This window comes from uncultured Treponema sp., from assembly GCF_934725225.1.
Taxonomy (GTDB): domain Bacteria; phylum Spirochaetota; class Spirochaetia; order Treponematales; family Treponemataceae; genus Treponema_D.
Window position 1 is genome coordinate 145296 of record NZ_CAKVAM010000004.1, and the last position, 17140, is coordinate 162435.

Consider the following 17140-nt stretch of genomic DNA (forward strand, 5'->3'; position numbering starts at 1 on the left):
TATTGCAGTCTTTTTTGGAGTAAAAATGATCAAAAAAATTGATGGCATCGTTCTGGAAGATGAAAAAGAGGAAAAAAAGGCTGAAAACGCAGCTCCAGATCCTCTTGCAGAAAAATTTCTAAAGACAAGACAAATCCTTTTAAGCGGCGAAATCTGCGAAGAACTTGCAGAAAAAATTATAAGACAGCTTTTGATTCTTGAAGCAGACAACGACAAGCCAATTTACATTTATATTGACAGTCCTGGCGGAGATGTTTACGCAGGATTCGCAATTTTTGACACAATCCGCTTTATAAATGCGCCAGTTTATATAATTGGAACAGGACTTATTGCAAGTGCGGCAGCATTGATTCTTCTTTCTGTGCCAAAAGAACGCCGGCTTGGTCTTCCGCATTCAAGCTACCTGATTCATCAGCCTTCAAGCGGAATGAAAGGCGTTGCGACAGACATTGAAATTCATGCCGCAGAACTTGCAAAGACACGCACAAAAATAAATGAGATAATTTCAGAGCAGACAGGAACTTCATTGGAAAAAGTTTCAAAGGACACTGACCGCGACTACTGGCTTAATTCAGAAGAGGCGGTTCAATATGGACTTATCTGTAAAGTAATTACAAACCGCAAAGACTTAGGCTGATTTTTTCAAAATGACATTCGAGCTTACAGATTCCATTAAAAATGACATTATGTTTGCCATGGAAGACCAAAATTCCCAAAGCGCTTTTGATGCTGCGGAAAACAAGGTTGTAAGTTTCGTAAAAAACTTTGACAATCCGGCAGAAGACTTAAAAATAGATGAAAACAAAGTTTATTCCTTGCCAAACTGGACAAGCGATGATGGTTTTGATCTTATGGAAGCCTTTTCAGAAAACTGCCGTTCACCTTTAGCGAGGAATGAATTAAAAAGATGCTTGCAAAGCAGAAGGGGGGTGTTCAGAAATTTTAAGAATATTCTAAAAGCGTATCCAGATGTTGAAAAAAGATGGTTTGCATTCAAAACAAAGAAAATGCTTTCCAAAATCAACGAATGGTACAATGACTTGCGCGAGACTTGGGGACTTGAGCTTCTTGAAGAAGATTCCGCAGATGAAACGGAAGACCTTGTTCGGAATGATTTTGAGTTCAAGGAATACGATTCTGCCAGGGACAAGGAATGCGTTGATCGTGCAGTTGAAATAATGGCAGAAGAATATAAAAACAGCCTTGAAGGCGAGATTGGAATTTCCATTGCTGCAATGTGGCGTTACCAGTCAGCTTTTTCTAAAAGTGAGAATAAGTATGGTTTTGTTTGCTATTCCCACTTAAAAGAATTTTTGGGCTGCATTTTATTTTCATCATGTCCGTCCTCGGCAAAAAGAACAGCTGTAGTTACTGATTTTTTTGTCTTTCAGAATTACCGTGGCTTAGGCATAGGAAAGGAACTTTTCCAAAAATGTCTGGAAAAAGCAAAAAACAACGGAATTCAGTGGGTTTTATTTTCAAATACAATTATTCCGGAATCCATGGAGCATTTATTAAGCCAATTTTCTTTTGAAAAGCTAGGATCCGGCTATATTGTAGATTTATTAAAAGATTAATTTTTTATTCTGAAAAGCCATGCAGCGGCAACTTCAGAAAAGAAAGAGCCTTACTTACAGGAGTTTGATTATGGCATACAACAATAACCGTGAAGGTTTTAAATTGAACGAAGAAAACATCGCATCATTTTTAAAAGATGCAGTAAACCGCGTGGAAAAAGCAAGCAATGCAGAAATTGAAACATTAAAGCAGATTAAAAAGCTTTTCAAAAAGAATGTTCCGTTTTCACGCAGAAGCTATGTAGCAGCATTGCTCATCAAAAATGCAAATTCAGGCTTCAAGAGCAACCGCTTCAGCCGCACAGAAAAAACAGAAAAGTTCGGACGCTCAGACAGAAACGAACGTTTTTCAAGAAATGAAAGCCGCCAGTCAGAAAGAAATTCAGAAGAACGCAAGGAGCGCGCAGAAAAATCTCCACGCGTAACAATCGACCCTTCAGTTGCAGATACAATTTTTATAAGCGTTGGAAGAAGCCGCGGAGTTTTCCCAAGAGATTTAGTCGGACTTCTTGTAAGCGTTGCAGGTCTTGAACGCTCGCGCATCGGAGAAATCAGAGTTCTTTCAAACTATTCTTTTATAACACTCTTTGCGGAAGACTGCGATAAGACAATCAAGGCTTTGAACGAATATGAATACCGCGGAAGAAAATTGAGCGTAAGCTATTCACGCAAAAAGGATGAAAATGAAGCTTCTGGAAATGCAGAATCTGCTTCAACAGAGCCTGCCGTTTCAGAAGATACAATACCTGCAAACGTTGTAAATGATGCGCACGCAGACACATCGGCAAACACAGAAGAAGCAAAAATTGCGGCGGAACAGAGCGCATTCGCGGCTTCAATGGACAATCAGCCAGTTGAAGACAAGCCATATTCAGAAACAACTGATGACGGTCAGGTAAAATCTCACTTTGGAAACGGTGAAGCATATTGATTCATGCCATACAAACAGGACCTTTCAGCGTTAACACTTACATTGTAAGCCTGAAAGGTTCTGACGCATTGATTGTAGATCCAGCCTGCTGCAAATTCTCAAATGACGAGGACAAGTTTTTCTCCTATTTGAAAGAAAATAATCTTGTTCCAAAAGTTATATTTTTAACCCACGGACATTTTGACCATGTGGCAGGAATGAATGCAATAAAGCAAAAGTTTCCCGATGCAAAAATCCTTATTCATTCAAACGACGCGCACTTTATAGGAAACGGAAGTGAAATTCTGCAAAGAATCTCGCTTGAACCAATGAATTTCCTTGAGTTTTTGCCGTTTGTTTCAAATCTTCCAGAAGCAGATTTTTTAGTTTCTGACAACACAACTCTTTCTTCATATATACAGAATATTCCGCTCCTTGAAAACTGGAAAATCCTTCACACACCCGGACACACAAAAGGCTCTTGCTGCCTATATAATCAAACTGAAAAAATTCTGATAAGCGGCGACACTGTTTTTCACCGTTCTTGGGGACGCACAGATCTTTTCAGCGGAAGCGATGCAGATATGAAACACAGCCTGAACAGAATTTACACAGAACTTCCAGACGACACAAAAGTGTTTCCCGGACATAATTACTACGGCTTCACACTCGGAGAAAATTAGTAAAATCCCTCCACTCCTAATTTCAAATTTTACAATTTGGTGTCATTATCGGGCTTGACCCGATAATCTATAAAATTTTTACAACAGATTCCTGACCGAGTTTACTGCGTAAACATCGCAGTGTCGTAGCACGGGAATGACAGTTAAACGACTATTTTTTCAAAACTCGACATTCAGACTATTTAACTTTCAAAAAAAAAGCCCTGGCAAATAACCAGAGCTTAATGAAATTATTTTTCTTCTGTTGAAGTCTTTTTGGCACGAGGTTTTCTTGTTCGTTTAGGCTTTTCTTCAGAAGAATTTTTTACCGCTGTTGCTTCAAGTTCATTGCAATGATCTTCAGCCTTTACGATTTCTTGGAATTCCTTGCCATCCATTGTTTCTTTTTCAAGAAGACGCTGCGCAATATATTCAAGAAGATTTCCGTGTTTTTTCAAAGTTTTCAGAACAAACTGATAACGTTCCTCCATAACACGGGCAATTTCCTCGTCCACATATTTTTGCGTATCTTCTGAAAATTCGCGGACAAGTTCTGGTTCCTGAGTTCCATAACCTCTGCCGCTTTTTCCAAGAGTAACGTTCTTGAATTTTTCGCTCATGCCATAATCAGTAATCATGCGTTTGATAATATCGGTTGCACGGCTAATGTCATTTGAAGCGCCAGTACTTATTTCACCAAAAATTATCTGCTCAGCCGCGCGACCGCCCAAAAGAACATCAATCTGTCCCATAAGCTCTTTTTTGCTGTACAAGAACTGGTCATCTTCCGAACGCTGCAAAGTATAACCTAAAGCGCCCATTCCACGCGGAATAATCGTAATCTTATGAACTGGATCGCTTCCCGGAGTAAACGCCGCAACAAGAGCATGGCCAGTTTCATGGTAAGCCACAATCTTGCGCTCATTTTCTTTTACAACTCGGGATTTCTTTTTAAGACCGACCAAAGTTTTTTCTATGGCTTCGTCAAAATCATCCATAAGGACAACTTTTCTTCCAGCGCGAACCGCAAGAAGAGCCGCTTCATTTACAATATTTGCCAAATCTGCGCCAGCAAATCCGCTTGTAGCATGGGCAACAGCAGAAAAATCAACGCTCGGATCTATTTTTACATTCTTCGCATGAAGCCTAAGAATTTCTTCACGGCCTTTTACATCAGGCTTGTCAACAACAATCTGGCGGTCAAATCTTCCAGGACGCAAAAGCGCAGGATCCAAAATGTCAGGGCGGTTTGTAGCAGCAAGAATTATCAATCCTTTTTCATTGTCGAATCCGTCCATTTCAACCAAAAGCTGATTCAAGGTCTGCTCGCGCTCATCGTTTCCGCCAAGATTATTTACACGGCTCTTGCCTATTGCGTCAAGCTCGTCAATAAAAATAATGCACGGAGCTTTTTCCCGGGCAGCACGGAACAAATCGCGCACACGGCTTGCACCAACACCAACAAACATTTCAACAAAATCAGAACCTGAAATTCTAAAAAATGGAACGCCAGCTTCACCTGCAACAGCGCGCGCAAGCAAAGTTTTTCCTGTTCCCGGAGGTCCTACAAGCAACGCGCCCTTTGGAATTTTTCCGCCTATATCAGTATATTTTTTTGGCTGTTTCAAAAAGTCAACAAGCTCCATCAATTCTTCTTTTGCTTCGTCAACGCCTGCCACATCCTGAAAACGTGTCTTAACTTTTCCTTCATCAACAGCCTTTGATCTTCCGCCGCCGCCAAGAATAGACCCCATTCCGCCAATTCCGCCGCCCATTTTCCTGAAAATAAAGAAATACATTAAGAAAATAAAGCCAAACGGAATCACAAGGTTAAGCAAAAGCTGAATAAGATAATTGTTCTGCCGCGTTACAAATTTGTAGTCCACGCCTTTTTCATCAAGGAATTCAATAAAGCCTTCCATAAGAACGCCAGAAGTTCTGTAGACACCGCCGCTTTCAGTTCCAAGAGGCATTCCCATAAAGCCAAAGCGTGAAGGCTGAGAAGCGCCTGCAGAATGCGAAGTATAGCCAGTAAAATAATTTTCACCAAGCTCAACACGGACAATCTGCCCTTGATCTATAAGATTTCTGAATTCTGAAAAATCAATCAAATCAGTTGGCTTGGAAGAAAACATCATATTCACGGCTATAAGAACACCGGCAAGAACTAAAAGTATTGTCCAAAAAGGCGGGCCTTTCTGCGGACCATTGCCAGAAGGCTTTTTGTCTCCCTTCTCATTGTCTATAGAAAGCTTGAAAAAATCATAAGGATCATTTTTAGTCTGCTTCTTGTCGTCATCTTTTTTGTCGTTCATTTTTACCTCAAGTAGAAATTTTGCTATATCGATAATATACAATATATTCAGCAACTGGGCAATTAAGAATATGGCTTTGGAATAAAAAAAACCGGACTGCAAATGCAATCCGGCATAAAGCTTGGCAAATTAAAGCCCTACTCTTTTACACCACCAGCAGTTACACCGCCAATAATGTATCTTGAAAGGAAGAAGTAAATCACAATCAAAGGAAGAATAGCAACAGTCATAAGTGTATAGTTAACACCCAAGTCAAACATCATGTAGTCAGCTGAACGAGCGTTGGCAATAACAATCGGAACTGTCCAAAGTTTTTTGTCGCTGATTACGAGAGCCGGAATGAAGTAGTTGTTCCAAGAAGTAACGAATGCAAAGATTGACTGAACCGCAAAAGCAGGCTTAAGCATAGGACAAACAATCGCATTGAAAGTATAGAACTCATTGCTTCCGTCTACGCGGGCTGCTTCAACAATTGAATAAGGCAAAGTTGCTTCCATTGACTGATACATATAGAAGAAAACAACCGGTGCCGCAATCGAAGGAATAATAAGCGGAATGTAAGAATTCATAATTCCAAGCTTTGTAATCAACTGCAAGAATCCAAGTGTAGAAACCTGTGTTGGAACCATCATAACTGCCATGATGAACTTAAATGCGCTCTTTTTGCCTTTGAAGTTGTACATATAAATTCCGTAGGCAGTCATTGCGCTAAAGTAAGTTGTAAACGCAGCTGTAAAAAGAGCAACAAGGAAGCTGTTTCCAAGTCCGCGGAAAATAGGATAGCTTGTTCCGTAAACCTTGCGTTCAACCTGCTGACCTGCAACAACATCAAACCAGCGTTCGCTCTTTAAAAACTGCTTGATATGAAGCCAAAGCTGAGTTCCAGGAATAGCAGAGAAACCACTCTGAATCTGCGGATGTGAGCGAGTTGCATTGATAACCATTATATAGAATGGAAACAATGAAAGAATCGCCAGAAGAACCAGAACTGCATAGCAGATAAATCTTCTGGTAGAAAGCATTTTTGCCTGACTTTTTAATTTCTCCATAAAATTATCTCCTATCTTTTATTCTGGTACTTGCTCATAGTAATCTTATAAACAAGTCCGCTCAAAACACCAGTAACTGCAAACAGAAGTACAGAAATAGCTCCTGCAGGTCCGTAGTTTTTGCTCTGAAGATGATTGTTAAGCTTCATGATAATAGTCATTGTTGTTCTGTCTGGAGTACCAGCAGCATTTGTCAAAATCTGTGGAACATCGAACATCTGAATACCACCAATCAAAGAAGTAATGAAAACATAAACGAAAATCGGAAGAAGCAATGGCATTGTAACTTTGAAGAATACCTGTGAAGGAGAAGCTCCATCTATGCGGGCTGCTTCAAAGAGGCTGTTATCAATTCCCATAACGCCAGCCATAAGCAAAATTGTTGTGTTTCCATACCACATAAGGAAGTTCATTGTAGCAACAAGAGTTCTTGTCCAAGCCGTAGAAGTAAAGAAGTAGATTGGCTTCATTGGCTCAGCCGCACCAAGTCCAATTGCTGTTTCATTTGTCTTGTCAACAATAGAGCGAATCATGCCGTTTACAGGACCGTTAGGCGAGAACAAAGTAAAGAACAGCATTGCGAATGTCGCCGCCATAATCAAGTTAGGCATATAAATAACTGTCTTAAAGAATCCCTGGCCTTTAAGGTTAAGCTCTGTATTTGTAAACCAAACAGCAAGAAGCAAAGAAATTATAATCTGCGGAACAAATCCCATGACCCACATTATAAGTGTATTAAGGAAATATTTTCCCAAGCTGTCGCCAGCTGTAAATATCGCCTTGAAATTTTCCAAACCAATAAAAGTAGGTCCAACAGTAAGAAGTCCTACACGGTAATACTCAAACAAGCTGAAAATAAAAGTTGTCAAAAGCGGAATGAGCGAAAATATAATATAAATTACAAAGAATGGCGCAATAAAAACATATCCCCAATTATCATACTGGATGGTATGCCTTCTATTTGCACTTTTTTTAACATTATTTTTCATTAAATCCTCTCAGAAATAATAGCAACACATCATAGAGGGAAGTATTTCTATTGAAAAAACGGGTAAAAAAAATGCCACCTCTAAAAAAAGGCGGCACTTTCTTTCTGCAACCTTGAGACTGAAACCATGCAACCATGGTTTCAGTGATAAGAATTACATCAATTATTTAGACAAGTTTGGATAAAGTTCGATAACAGAAGTATAGAAGTTGTTCCAAGCCTGATCCTGTGAAACTTTTCCGTTGTAGTAGTCAGACATAGCAGCCATAAGTTTTTCTGTCATACCCTGATCGTACATAGACATGCAGCTCTTGTCGATAGAATCAGCAGAATCGATGAATACTGCCATATGGTTCTGTCCGCCCAAGAATGGGTTCTGGTAGTCAGATGCTGCAACTTCGCGCATAGCAGGAGCGTTGTTTGTGAAGTCGCCCATTTCTGTAGCAATGCGAACCATTGTGTCTTTTTCGCAAGTAAGTGTGAGCATGATGTCTTTAATCAAGTCAACATTGTCTGAACCTGCTGCACCACAAATCCAAGTTCCACCCCATGAGAATCCCATAGGTCCTTTGCAGAATGCCCAGTCGCCATAAGAACCGTTTCCAGCAACATTTCCCTTTGCAGGATCATCGAGAGTGTTAGGAGCAAGACAGAAGTCAATGAACCAAGCTGGTCCAAAGTATCCGAATACTTTTCCGTCTTTCTTTGCACCCTGGAAGCTTTCTGCTGACCAAAGGTTAGCTTTGTTGTTGTAGCCCTTGTCTGTGTATGTCTTTGTCATGTCAACCCAGCGCTGAATCATCGGATCAACTTTGATTTTGTTTCCTACAACCCACTTTGTCTTTACGTTGTCAGAGAATACACGGAATGCATCATCGAATCCAGAAAGCATGAAGTATCCTTTTGCTTTTGCCTTTGCAGCAACTGAGTCAAATTTGTCCCAGTTAGCAAGAGCTTCCTGTACTTTTGCTGGATCGTCTGTTCCAAGAACAGCTTTTGCGATTGAGCGGCGATAGATAAATCCAGCCGGACAAGCCTGCCAAGAAACACCTTTGAGAACTCCTTTAGAGTCTGTCATGATGTCTTTTGTATACTTGAACTGGTTGGCCAAATCAGCCTTTGTAAGACCGATGTCTTTAACTACATCGAGAGTATATGGAGTGTCAACATACTTCAATGCATAGTCAGCTTCAACAAGGAACATATCAATCTTTTCGTCTGCTGCAGCTGAGTTCTGTGCAAGAAGAGCTTCATCAAGCTTGTTCTGATAAGCGTTTCCCTGGTTTGGAGTCTGGATAAAGTTAACTTTTACACCAGCTGGAACTTTTGATTTGTAGTATTTTTCGAAACGTGCTGGGAATTCATCGTTCCAAACAGCGATGTTCAATACTTTTCCGCCAGTTGTTTTACCTTTAGCCTTTTTCTTTCCCCAAGGTGCTGATGTTGCTACTGACGCAACCAATGCTACTCCCAAAACTGTAGCTACTAACTTTTTCATGCAATTGCCTCCTTCATTAGTAATGCATAAACCTTTTTTCTTTCTAAGGTGATTTTTATTATAAATCAGAATTTTTGTTTTGCAACAAAAAAAAATCAAAAAAAATCATTTTTTATAGAAACGTTTCAATAATAATTGCCGTTATTGTTACCCAAAATGCCAAATTTTATATAAATTCAACAAAAAAATTGAATCAGCTACAAGAAAAAGCGCGTCAATTCGCCATGCTGAGCGTACAAGGTATCAGACTACGCTATCGCTCAGAATGGCTCGGTTGCCGCTTTTTTTTCTTTCCGCTTATTCAATTTAACTATTCAGAAAAAAACCGACATTTATGTTAAAATTTCACCGCATACTTTTTACACAGTGCAAAATTCGCTATAATATAAATATGAAAAACAGCGGTTTTAACGGAATTATTCTGGACATAGACGGCACAATCTGGAACACAACTGGAATTGTCGCAGTCGCCTGGAACAAGGCAATTGAAATGTCCGGGCTAAAGGCAAAAAAAGTAAACGCCCAGATTCTTCAGCAGGAATTCGGAAAAACAATGGACACAATTGCAAACGACTTATGGCCGGAACTTGGCAAGGCGGAACAAAGCAAACTCATGTCCTACTGTTGCACGGAAGAGCAGATTGCAATCCGGGAAAATACATTCGACATAACATATCCCGGCGTAATTGAAACAATAAAGGAACTTTCATCTTCGGAAAACTTTTACATTGTAAGCAACTGCCAAAACGGATACATTGAGCTGACAATGGAAAAAAACGGGCTTTCGCCTTTTATAAAAGACTTTGAATGCTTCGGGCGCACAGGAAAATCCAAGGCGGAAAATATTCAAATTCTGATGGCAAGAAACAGAATGACTTCCGCAGTTTACATCGGCGACACACAGGGAGACGCGGACGCTTGCAGACAGGCGGGAATTCCATTTATCTGGGCTTCCTACGGATTCGGAAAAGCTTCAAAATACATAGAAAAACTTGAAAACTTTTGCGACTTAAAAAAAATATTTTCAGAATAAAAATACTGGAGGAAAAATGCTTTATATTTTTGACATGGGCGGCGTTGTAACAAATTCCGCGGTTTTAGATGACAAATTGTGCAAGGTTCTTGGAATTTCAGTTGAAGAATTTGAAAAAATCTGCGGAAAAAAAACAGACGGCGCAAACAAAGGTCAGCTTGAAAGCCTAGGATTGTTCAGCCTTTGCTCCGACGGAATAATCGACACAAATGAATTCTGGGCGGAATTTTCAAAGAGAAGCGGAATCGCCGTAAAAACAGACTGGTTCAGGTGGCTTTTTCATCCTGTAAGAAACGAAAAAACTGTTGCAATTGTAAAGGCTTTGCGTTCGGAGGGAAACAGAGTTGTTTGCGGAACAAACACAGTTTCTGCGCATTACTTTAATCACCTTGAGCGCGGCGACTATGCGATTTTTGACCAGACTTATAGCTCATGCAACATGGGAGTTTCCAAGCCAGACACAAACTTCTGGAAAATAATCCTTGAGGCGGAAAATGTTCCTGCAAAAGACGCCGTATTCATTGACGACAGAAAGGACAACTGCGAAGCCGCCGCTTCAATTGGAATTCACGCAATCCAGTTTACAACCGCGGAAGAAGTCGCCGAACTTTTGGGCGTAAAAATTTAATTTGTGTTTTTCCAATTTACTGTGTCATTGCCGTACTTGATACGGCAATCTCATAGATTATCAACCGAGTTTCTTTCAGAAACGTCGCAGGGTCAAGCCCGATAATGACATAAAACTCAATATTTAGTCTAAATTTCTAAAGCGTGTTTTTCCAGCAGTCTATAAATTCAAGCATGAACTGCTGGATTCCGCCGAACCACTTCTGCTGAAAACGGCAGGCATTTTTTCCTATGTAGCGGAAGTGCCAGCATTCCCAACGGTAGCCAGTAACATCTTCATATCCTTTTGGAAATGAAAGCGACCAGCCGTAATCCGCGGCATTTTTATAGACCCACTGCCCCATCTGGGTTTTGTCAAAGTCATCAGAAATTGAGCCAAAGTCAACCGCAGTTCCAAGCTGATGCTGGCTTGTTCCCGCTCTCGCGCTTTCACGTTCAGCTTCTTCAAGTCCGTCTACGCTTACCCAGTAGTTAAAAAGATTCTCCTGATAAGAATAAGAGCGGTAAACAGAACTTACCAAAAGCCTAATTCCGTCATTCAACGCGGCTTGAGCCATTTCATTTAAAGCAGAATAAGCTTCCGGGCGGATTTTCATTCCAGCTTTGTTCAAGTCAAAAAGACTGTTTTTTTCCAAAGAAATCAAATCTTTTGGCGCATAAGAAGAAGACGCGCTGTGCTTTTTGTCAATTAAAAAGAAAAGGCTTTTGTCATCTGTGCGGAACGTTTTTTCTTCTTCAAGAATCGCATAAAGATCTTTTATAAATTCCGTCTTGTTTTCTTCTGTAACACAAATGGCTTCTTTTGCCCTGCTGGACATTTTTTGCAAAACTCTGTTGAATTTTTCTTCTTCCGCAGATGGAATTTTTACAACCGATTTTGAAGACTGGGCATAAACTTTTTTTGCGCATCCAGCAAAACAAAAAATTCCTGCAACTGCAAAAGCCGCCAAAAGCATTTTTTTATTCATCAGAAACCTCAGTAACTGAATGAATTATATGGAACATATCAAAAAATCCAGTCCGCTCCAAAGCGTGCTTTACAGGCTCGGAAGGATTCATTATAAAAAGCTTAGTTCCAGAGCTTTCCGCGTCATTGTGTCCCGCAAGAATAACCCCAACACCAGAAGAGTCAACTTGAGTTACCTGGCTTGAATCAAGGACAACGTTTGTGTCAGCAATATATTCAAAAAGCTTTTCCTGAAGCTCGGTAATCGTGTAGGAATTCAAAGAGCCTGTAAGCTCAAGCAGCATATAGTTAACACCAATTTTTTCTTTAAGCGCAAGCTGATCCATTTTTTGCCTCTTTTAAAAATCTTTTTATAAAAATCTTAAGCCTGAGCCTGATTTCCCAAATATTTCATAACAAGCATTGTAATGTCGTTTTCAAGCTCCTTTGAAGTAAATTCAACAAGAGCGTCGTAAGTGAATTTCGCCATTTTTTCAGCAGGATAGCCGGAATTTTCCATAAGCGCATTCTGTGTTCTTGTTTTTCCGAAAATATCGCCGCGCAAAGACTTTGTGTCAATGATTCCGTCTGTTACAATCATAACAATATCGCCTTCGGAAAGCTTGACTTTCTTTACTTTTATGTACGGAGCAACATCCTTTACAAATCCAAGAATATGGCCTTCGCCCTGAACTTCAATAACATTGTTGTAGGCACGAGTGTATACAAGCAACGCTGGAATTCCGCAGTTGATATAATACATTGTGTCTGTGTTGAAATCAAGAATTCCAAAAGTTCCGGCAAAGAAAGTTCCCTTTGGAAGATTTTCACGGATAAATGTATTCACTTTTGCAACAAGCAGCTTAAAGTCTGTGGTTTCAGAAAGGAATGTTCTGATAATGGACTTTAAGATAACCATTCCCATTGAAGCCGCGATTCCTTTTCCGCTTAAAGCTCCGATTACAAAAATGTGCCGCGTGTCTGTAAGGCGAATCATGTCAACAAATTCACCGCCGATGTTGTGCGCCGGAACCATAAGATAGCCAGCATCAATTTTCTTGCTTTTTATTAAATCCATGTTTTCCTGAATGGAAGTAATAATCTGCCCGGACATTCTGATTTCGCGGTTTACAGTTCCAACAACGGCTTCATTCATGATGTTCTTTACGTAATATCCTACAACAAAGAAATTTGAATAGAACTTGTTAAAGACTTCATAATCGTATTCGGAATAAATGTTTCCGCTGATTTTTTTGCCAAGAAGAATCAAGCCGATAAACTGGCGGCCTTCGTTCAGCATAATCATTGCGTCTGAATTTGTGCTGTCCATTACTCCAAGAATTTTGCTTCTTACAGAGGCAACTGAATTGTTGGTCTGTGCAAATTCACGGAAAACAATCTGATGATGGTTGTTCAAAAGAACATCCGAAACAGACTGGTCAATTGGAGTTGTAAAACTCTTGTCGCCGTCAGAAGAATAAATGCAGCTCATGTTGCCAACGCCGTCATCAATAAGAATTTTCATTGAAGAAGAGCCAACGTATTTTTTGAAAACATTGAAAACACTTCCTGTAATTTCGTTTGGTTCAAGGCTGAAATCGATTGAAGTTATGTCGCGCTCAAAATCCTCAGAATACATTTTGTTTCTAAAAAGCTCGGAATTCTTGAACTTCCTGCGGAAAAGCATAAACACAAAGAAAACAAACGAAATCGCAACATAAATCAAAAGCTCAAAAATATGAATGTTCGCATTTGAAATCGGCAGAAGAAGAATAAAGAACACTGCGGAAACAAGCATCGGCGCAACAAATCCAATCAAAAGGCGCACAAAGCCCATCAAAAGAATTCTTGCGTCAACAATTTCGTCGTTGTCGTTTGAGCGTGCAAAGAAATACATTCCCGGAATAAATCCAATCGGCGCAAAGTTGTTAAGAACCGGCTGAATTTCAGAGCAAAGATTCATGTACCAGAAAACTGCCCAGGAAAGCATGATTCCAAAAACCATCTGAAGCATATTCTGCTGTTTGAGCTTTGAATTTGTGTTTTCAGCGCGGACAATAACCATGATGCAGACAAATGCCGGAATCAAAACTCTGTAAAGAAAGTTATACAAGGTAAGCCAAGAAACATTGAATGCGCCGCTCAGTTTTCCTTTAAATACGATTCCAGAAGAAATGCGCAGGAAGTTTCCTTTTGCAAGCGTAACCGAAGTAAATGCGTTCGGAGCAAAGAAAACCATGTAAACTGCAAGAATAAAAAGCAAAACCTGAAAAAATGTAACAGCCTTGTACTTTTTATAATCCGGGAAAACAAGCATATAGCTGCAAGCGCAAACAGAAAACCAGCCCATCATCAGGTAAGTGAATCTGCCTGAAAGCAAGGCAGCTGGAAATGAATTGCGTTGTTCAACATGAAGAGACTGCGTTCCATCTGGATTGGAAAGCAAAGTATGTTGCACAGAGTTATGCAGGCAGAGCATAATTGTAACTGCCATAAAGAAAAATATAACTCCCAGGAACAAAAACAGGTTTACAAGATTTGCGTTGGAAGAATTTCCCTTTACATTTTTATCAATGCTAAATGAAATATAAACAAGAACAGCGCAGATAACAATATTTATAATAGCAAAAATCATTTTTTACCTCTCTACCTTGGCGACCATCATTGTAACGTCGTCCCTGAGTTTTTTTCCACCGTTGTAGTCCATAATAAGATTTACAACATCATCAATGAATTCTTTTGGCGACTTGGCCGCGCTCTTTTTAATCGTCTTTTGATAAAGCTCAGTGTCTCCAAGCTCCACGCCTTCATCATTCATAACTTCAGAAACACCGTCGGAAGCCATGAGAATAACATCATCGCGGAACAAACGCTGCTCATCAACCTGAACATCGTCAATGTCAATAATTCCAACAAGCGAGCTGTTAGAAGTCAGCGGCTTGATTCTATAGCCGGAAGGAGAATTTGTGATAATCAGAGGATCGGACATTGAAGCATTTACGTAGCGGATTGTCATTTTTTCAGTGTCAACAATTCCAATAAAAAGAACCGTGTATTTGTCCTGAAGCTTCATGCCTTTAATCGCCTTGTCAACAGCCTTAATCATGGCAGGAAGATTTTCTTTGTCGCCAAGAATTTTTACAGTGTTCATAACAAGTCCCATGACCAGCGCGGCCGCAAGACCTTTTCCAGAAACGTCCCCAAGCATAAGAAGAGTTTTTGTCGGCGAAATCGGAAGAACTGAATAATAGTCTCCGGAAACATTTACAAGCGGACGGTAATATGCCGCAACGGAAAGCTTGTCAATTTTTGGCATATTCAGCGGCAGGAACGACTTCTGTGTGTCCGCAAGCTGCTTCCATTCCCTTGAAAGCGAAGAAATTTCAGACAAGTTGCTGATTGTAAGCGCTCTAGCCTGAAAACGTGCGAATTCATCATAAAGCAACTTGTAAATTTCAGAATCAAAAAGCTTTGTGTACCGGCAGAAAACATAAAGATGCTTTTTATTGTTTGAAAGAATAAAGCCACGCGCCTGACTCTGCTTTGTTACAATGCCGAATTCATTTCCCATAAAGAAATAGCCTTCGCCCCAAGTAACAGGATAGTTAAGCCTAAGCGCATCCATTACGGATTCCGAGCAGGAAATTCTGTCCGGGCTGTTGTAAAGAACATAGTCTTTTTCACGGTCAATAAAAAGAACAGAACAGTCGCCTTTCACTTCAAGAACTGAAGAAATCGCCTCGTAAAAATCATCCAGCGAATAGCAGAAACGGATTTTATCGATAAATTCACTTAAAATGCCAGTTTCCTTTGTAAAAAGCGCCTTGTTTCGGATTATGTCAAGAATTCCGTTTTTTGCACGCGTAACAACAACATAGATGATTGAAAAAACAACAGAAGCTGTTATAAAGGCAAAGAATATAACGTTTTCACGCGCATTTTTTACAGCAGGAGAAACGGCTGAAACTAAGAAAGCTAAAATTACAAGAAAAATGGCTCCCGTTGCAATTAAAACGGCATGTCTTTTAGTCTTATACATTTCTGCACCTCGCTCTTGGGTTTATACAACAGTATATCATACTATCGGCAGAAATTTAAGAAAAAATTATATGAAACTTGGAAATGCAATAAAACAGATTCCCCGAACAAGCCGGGGAATAACAATGCTGTTCAATAAGTTCAAAACGTCATTGCCGTACTTGATACGGCAATCGTTAAAAAATACTTTTAGAATATTCCCATGACAACTTTTTATCAGAAAACTTGAGCAAGGCAAACAATAACAATGTTCCTGTCAGCAGCCTAAATCAAGACAGACAATTTTTTATCAGCCCAAGGATTCTCTTGTCAAAAGATCCGGCGAAGACGTTGGCTTTTCCAATGCGGCAAAAGCTTCCATCGCGGCAATCTGCTGGCGGGAAAGTTTTGAAGGAATCTGAACCATAATCTTTACATAAAGGTCGCCTTTCCTTGAAGAGCCTTCAACTGGAACTCCTTCATCACGCACGCGGAGAAATTTTCCATGCTGAGTTCCTGCCGGGACTTTTATAGACAAAGTTTTTCCGTCAAGATTCTTGATTTCTATAGTAGCACCCAAAATCGCCTGTGATATGCTTATTGGAACTGCGCAATACAAATCGTGTCCGTCGCGCTCAAAATATCTGTCAGATCTTACATTTACAACTATTATAAGGTCTCCGGCAGCACCGCCGTTCGTTCCAGCGTTTCCCATTCCGTGGATAGAAAGCCGCCGTCCGTTTTCTACGCCAGCAGGAATTTTTACGCTCATTGTTGTTGATTTTGTAAAAACTCCAGTTCCGTGGCAAGAAGCGCAAGGCTTGTCGATTACAGTTCCCTTTCCGCGGCAAGTAGGACAAGTCTGCTGAACAACAAAGAATCCTGAACTTCTTCCAACCTGACCTCTTCCGCCGCAGCTAGGACAAGTTTTTACAGAAGAACCTGCCGCTCCTCCAGTTCCGTGGCAATCAGGACACTGCTCGTCCCGCCTGAAAGTTATATCTTTTTTGCAGCCGTAAACTGCTTCTTTAAAATCAATATGCAAATCATAACGCAAGCTCGCGCCGTCATTGTTGCTTCTGCCTCTTCCGCCTGAACTGCCGCCAAAGCCAAATCCGCCGCCAAAAAGATTTTCAAAAATATCGCTGAATCCGCTTGAGCCGCCGAACAAATCGCTAAAGTCATGGAAAGCATGGCTATATCCGCCGCCAGCTCCACCGCCGCCCATTCCTTCCAAACCGGCAAAGCCATACTGGTCATAAATCGGGCGTTTTTGGTCATCGCTTAGAACTTCATAAGCTTCTGTTGCTTCCTTGAATTTTTCTTCCGCGGTCTTATCACCCGGATTTCGGTCTGGATGATACTGAATGGCAAGTTTTCTGTAAGCTTTTTTTATTGCGTCCTTATCCGCGCTTTTATCAACACCTAAAACTTCATAATAATCACGTTTTGCAGACATACTGTCTTCCTATAAAATCGAGGTTGCCCCGAAATTTCTTTCAAGGCAACCCCGTTTCT

15 protein-coding genes are annotated in these 17140 nt (G+C 40.3%); 6 read left to right on the plus strand and 9 right to left on the minus strand.

All coding sequences use genetic code 11. From position 1 onward, the window contains the following. The first annotated feature begins 25 nt into the window (after positions 1–25). The 4 genes from Q0H92_RS07465 to Q0H92_RS07480 all read left to right on the plus strand — a co-directional run bounded on the left by Q0H92_RS07465 (position 26) and on the right by Q0H92_RS07480 (position 3170). A complete protein-coding gene (locus Q0H92_RS07465; RefSeq protein ID WP_295799903.1) occupies positions 26–637 on the plus strand; it encodes an ATP-dependent Clp protease proteolytic subunit in 612 nt (203 codons plus the stop codon). A 10-nt stretch (positions 638–647) separates the two neighbouring features. Beyond that, positions 648–1577: a GNAT family N-acetyltransferase gene (locus tag Q0H92_RS07470; RefSeq protein WP_295799900.1), complete on the plus strand. Its 930-nt coding sequence runs from the start codon at positions 648–650 to the stop codon at positions 1575–1577. A gap of 70 nt (positions 1578–1647) precedes the next feature. Next, positions 1648–2508: a DbpA RNA binding domain-containing protein gene (locus Q0H92_RS07475; RefSeq protein ID WP_295799897.1), complete on the plus strand. Its 861-nt coding sequence runs from the start codon at positions 1648–1650 to the stop codon at positions 2506–2508. Continuing rightward, positions 2505–3170, plus strand: coding sequence for an MBL fold metallo-hydrolase (locus tag Q0H92_RS07480; RefSeq protein ID WP_295799894.1), 666 nt, complete (start codon positions 2505–2507; stop codon positions 3168–3170). The genes Q0H92_RS07475 and Q0H92_RS07480 overlap by 4 nt, the downstream gene beginning before the upstream one ends. Positions 3171–3400: 230 nt before the next feature. Here Q0H92_RS07480 and ftsH read toward each other — a convergent pair whose 3' ends face one another. The 4 genes from ftsH to Q0H92_RS07500 all read right to left on the minus strand — a co-directional run bounded on the left by ftsH (position 3401) and on the right by Q0H92_RS07500 (position 8999). Next, complete coding sequence (ftsH, locus tag Q0H92_RS07485) at positions 3401–5464, minus strand: ATP-dependent zinc metalloprotease FtsH (protein ID WP_295800612.1); 2064 nt, start codon at positions 5462–5464, stop codon at positions 3401–3403. A gap of 137 nt (positions 5465–5601) precedes the next feature. Beyond that, on the minus strand, positions 5602–6513 hold the full coding sequence (locus Q0H92_RS07490) for a carbohydrate ABC transporter permease (RefSeq protein ID WP_295800614.1): 912 nt from the start codon (positions 6511–6513) through the stop codon (positions 5602–5604). 11 nt (positions 6514–6524) lie between these two features. Further along, positions 6525–7502, minus strand: coding sequence for a sugar ABC transporter permease (locus Q0H92_RS07495; RefSeq protein ID WP_295800618.1), 978 nt, complete (start codon positions 7500–7502; stop codon positions 6525–6527). 162 nt (positions 7503–7664) lie between these two features. Then, on the minus strand, positions 7665–8999 hold the full coding sequence (locus Q0H92_RS07500) for a carbohydrate ABC transporter substrate-binding protein (RefSeq protein ID WP_295800621.1): 1335 nt from the start codon (positions 8997–8999) through the stop codon (positions 7665–7667). A 391-nt stretch (positions 9000–9390) separates the two neighbouring features. On the opposite strand from Q0H92_RS07500, the gene Q0H92_RS07505 reads away from it, so the two are divergent. After that, on the plus strand, positions 9391–10032 hold the full coding sequence (locus Q0H92_RS07505) for an HAD-IA family hydrolase (protein WP_295798882.1): 642 nt from the start codon (positions 9391–9393) through the stop codon (positions 10030–10032). Between the two features lie 16 nt (positions 10033–10048). Then, entirely contained in the window at positions 10049–10660 is a 612-nt protein-coding gene (locus tag Q0H92_RS07510; RefSeq protein ID WP_295798884.1) for an HAD family phosphatase, read from the plus strand. Positions 10661–10796: 136 nt separating this feature from the next. Here Q0H92_RS07510 and Q0H92_RS07515 read toward each other — a convergent pair whose 3' ends face one another. From Q0H92_RS07515 to dnaJ, 5 genes are all read right to left on the minus strand, one after another. Continuing rightward, positions 10797–11627 carry a M15 family metallopeptidase gene (locus Q0H92_RS07515; protein ID WP_296013504.1) on the minus strand — a complete coding sequence of 277 codons (831 nt, stop codon included), beginning with the start codon at positions 11625–11627 and terminating at the stop codon, positions 10797–10799. Beyond that, the gene (locus tag Q0H92_RS07520; RefSeq protein ID WP_296013507.1) at positions 11620–11952 is read right to left on the minus strand and encodes an STAS domain-containing protein; all 333 of its coding nucleotides are present in this window, start codon (positions 11950–11952) and stop codon (positions 11620–11622) included. Before Q0H92_RS07520 ends, Q0H92_RS07515 begins: the two co-directional genes overlap by 8 nt. A gap of 35 nt (positions 11953–11987) precedes the next feature. Continuing rightward, a complete protein-coding gene (locus Q0H92_RS07525; protein WP_296013510.1) occupies positions 11988–14240 on the minus strand; it encodes a PP2C family protein-serine/threonine phosphatase in 2253 nt (750 codons plus the stop codon). 3 nt (positions 14241–14243) lie between these two features. Then, a complete protein-coding gene (locus Q0H92_RS07530) occupies positions 14244–15644 on the minus strand; it encodes a SpoIIE family protein phosphatase (RefSeq protein WP_296013513.1) in 1401 nt (466 codons plus the stop codon). Positions 15645–15932: 288 nt separating this feature from the next. Continuing rightward, the gene (dnaJ, locus tag Q0H92_RS07535; RefSeq protein ID WP_296013516.1) at positions 15933–17081 is read right to left on the minus strand and encodes a molecular chaperone DnaJ; all 1149 of its coding nucleotides are present in this window, start codon (positions 17079–17081) and stop codon (positions 15933–15935) included. Positions 17082–17140: the final 59 nt, after the last annotated feature.

Excerpts from the sequence above, each read along its gene's own strand:
- Q0H92_RS07465 (WP_295799903.1), top strand. The coding sequence starts at position 26 with ATGATCAAAAAAATTGATGGCATCGTTCTGGAAGATGAAAAAGAGGAA.
- Q0H92_RS07470 (WP_295799900.1), top strand. The coding sequence starts at position 648 with ATGACATTCGAGCTTACAGATTCCATTAAAAATGACATTATGTTTGCC.
- Q0H92_RS07475 (WP_295799897.1), top strand. The coding sequence starts at position 1,648 with ATGGCATACAACAATAACCGTGAAGGTTTTAAATTGAACGAAGAAAAC.
- ftsH (WP_295800612.1), bottom strand. The coding sequence starts at position 5,464 with ATGAACGACAAAAAAGATGACGACAAGAAGCAGACTAAAAATGATCCT.
- Q0H92_RS07490 (WP_295800614.1), bottom strand. The coding sequence starts at position 6,513 with ATGGAGAAATTAAAAAGTCAGGCAAAAATGCTTTCTACCAGAAGATTT.
- Q0H92_RS07495 (WP_295800618.1), bottom strand. The coding sequence starts at position 7,502 with ATGAAAAATAATGTTAAAAAAAGTGCAAATAGAAGGCATACCATCCAG.
- Q0H92_RS07500 (WP_295800621.1), bottom strand. The coding sequence starts at position 8,999 with ATGAAAAAGTTAGTAGCTACAGTTTTGGGAGTAGCATTGGTTGCGTCA.
- Q0H92_RS07505 (WP_295798882.1), top strand. The coding sequence starts at position 9,391 with ATGAAAAACAGCGGTTTTAACGGAATTATTCTGGACATAGACGGCACA.
- Q0H92_RS07510 (WP_295798884.1), top strand. The coding sequence starts at position 10,049 with ATGCTTTATATTTTTGACATGGGCGGCGTTGTAACAAATTCCGCGGTT.
- Q0H92_RS07515 (WP_296013504.1), bottom strand. The coding sequence starts at position 11,627 with ATGAATAAAAAAATGCTTTTGGCGGCTTTTGCAGTTGCAGGAATTTTT.
- Q0H92_RS07520 (WP_296013507.1), bottom strand. The coding sequence starts at position 11,952 with ATGGATCAGCTTGCGCTTAAAGAAAAAATTGGTGTTAACTATATGCTG.
- Q0H92_RS07525 (WP_296013510.1), bottom strand. The coding sequence starts at position 14,240 with ATGATTTTTGCTATTATAAATATTGTTATCTGCGCTGTTCTTGTTTAT.
- Q0H92_RS07530 (WP_296013513.1), bottom strand. The coding sequence starts at position 15,644 with ATGTATAAGACTAAAAGACATGCCGTTTTAATTGCAACGGGAGCCATT.
- dnaJ (WP_296013516.1), bottom strand. The coding sequence starts at position 17,081 with ATGTCTGCAAAACGTGATTATTATGAAGTTTTAGGTGTTGATAAAAGC.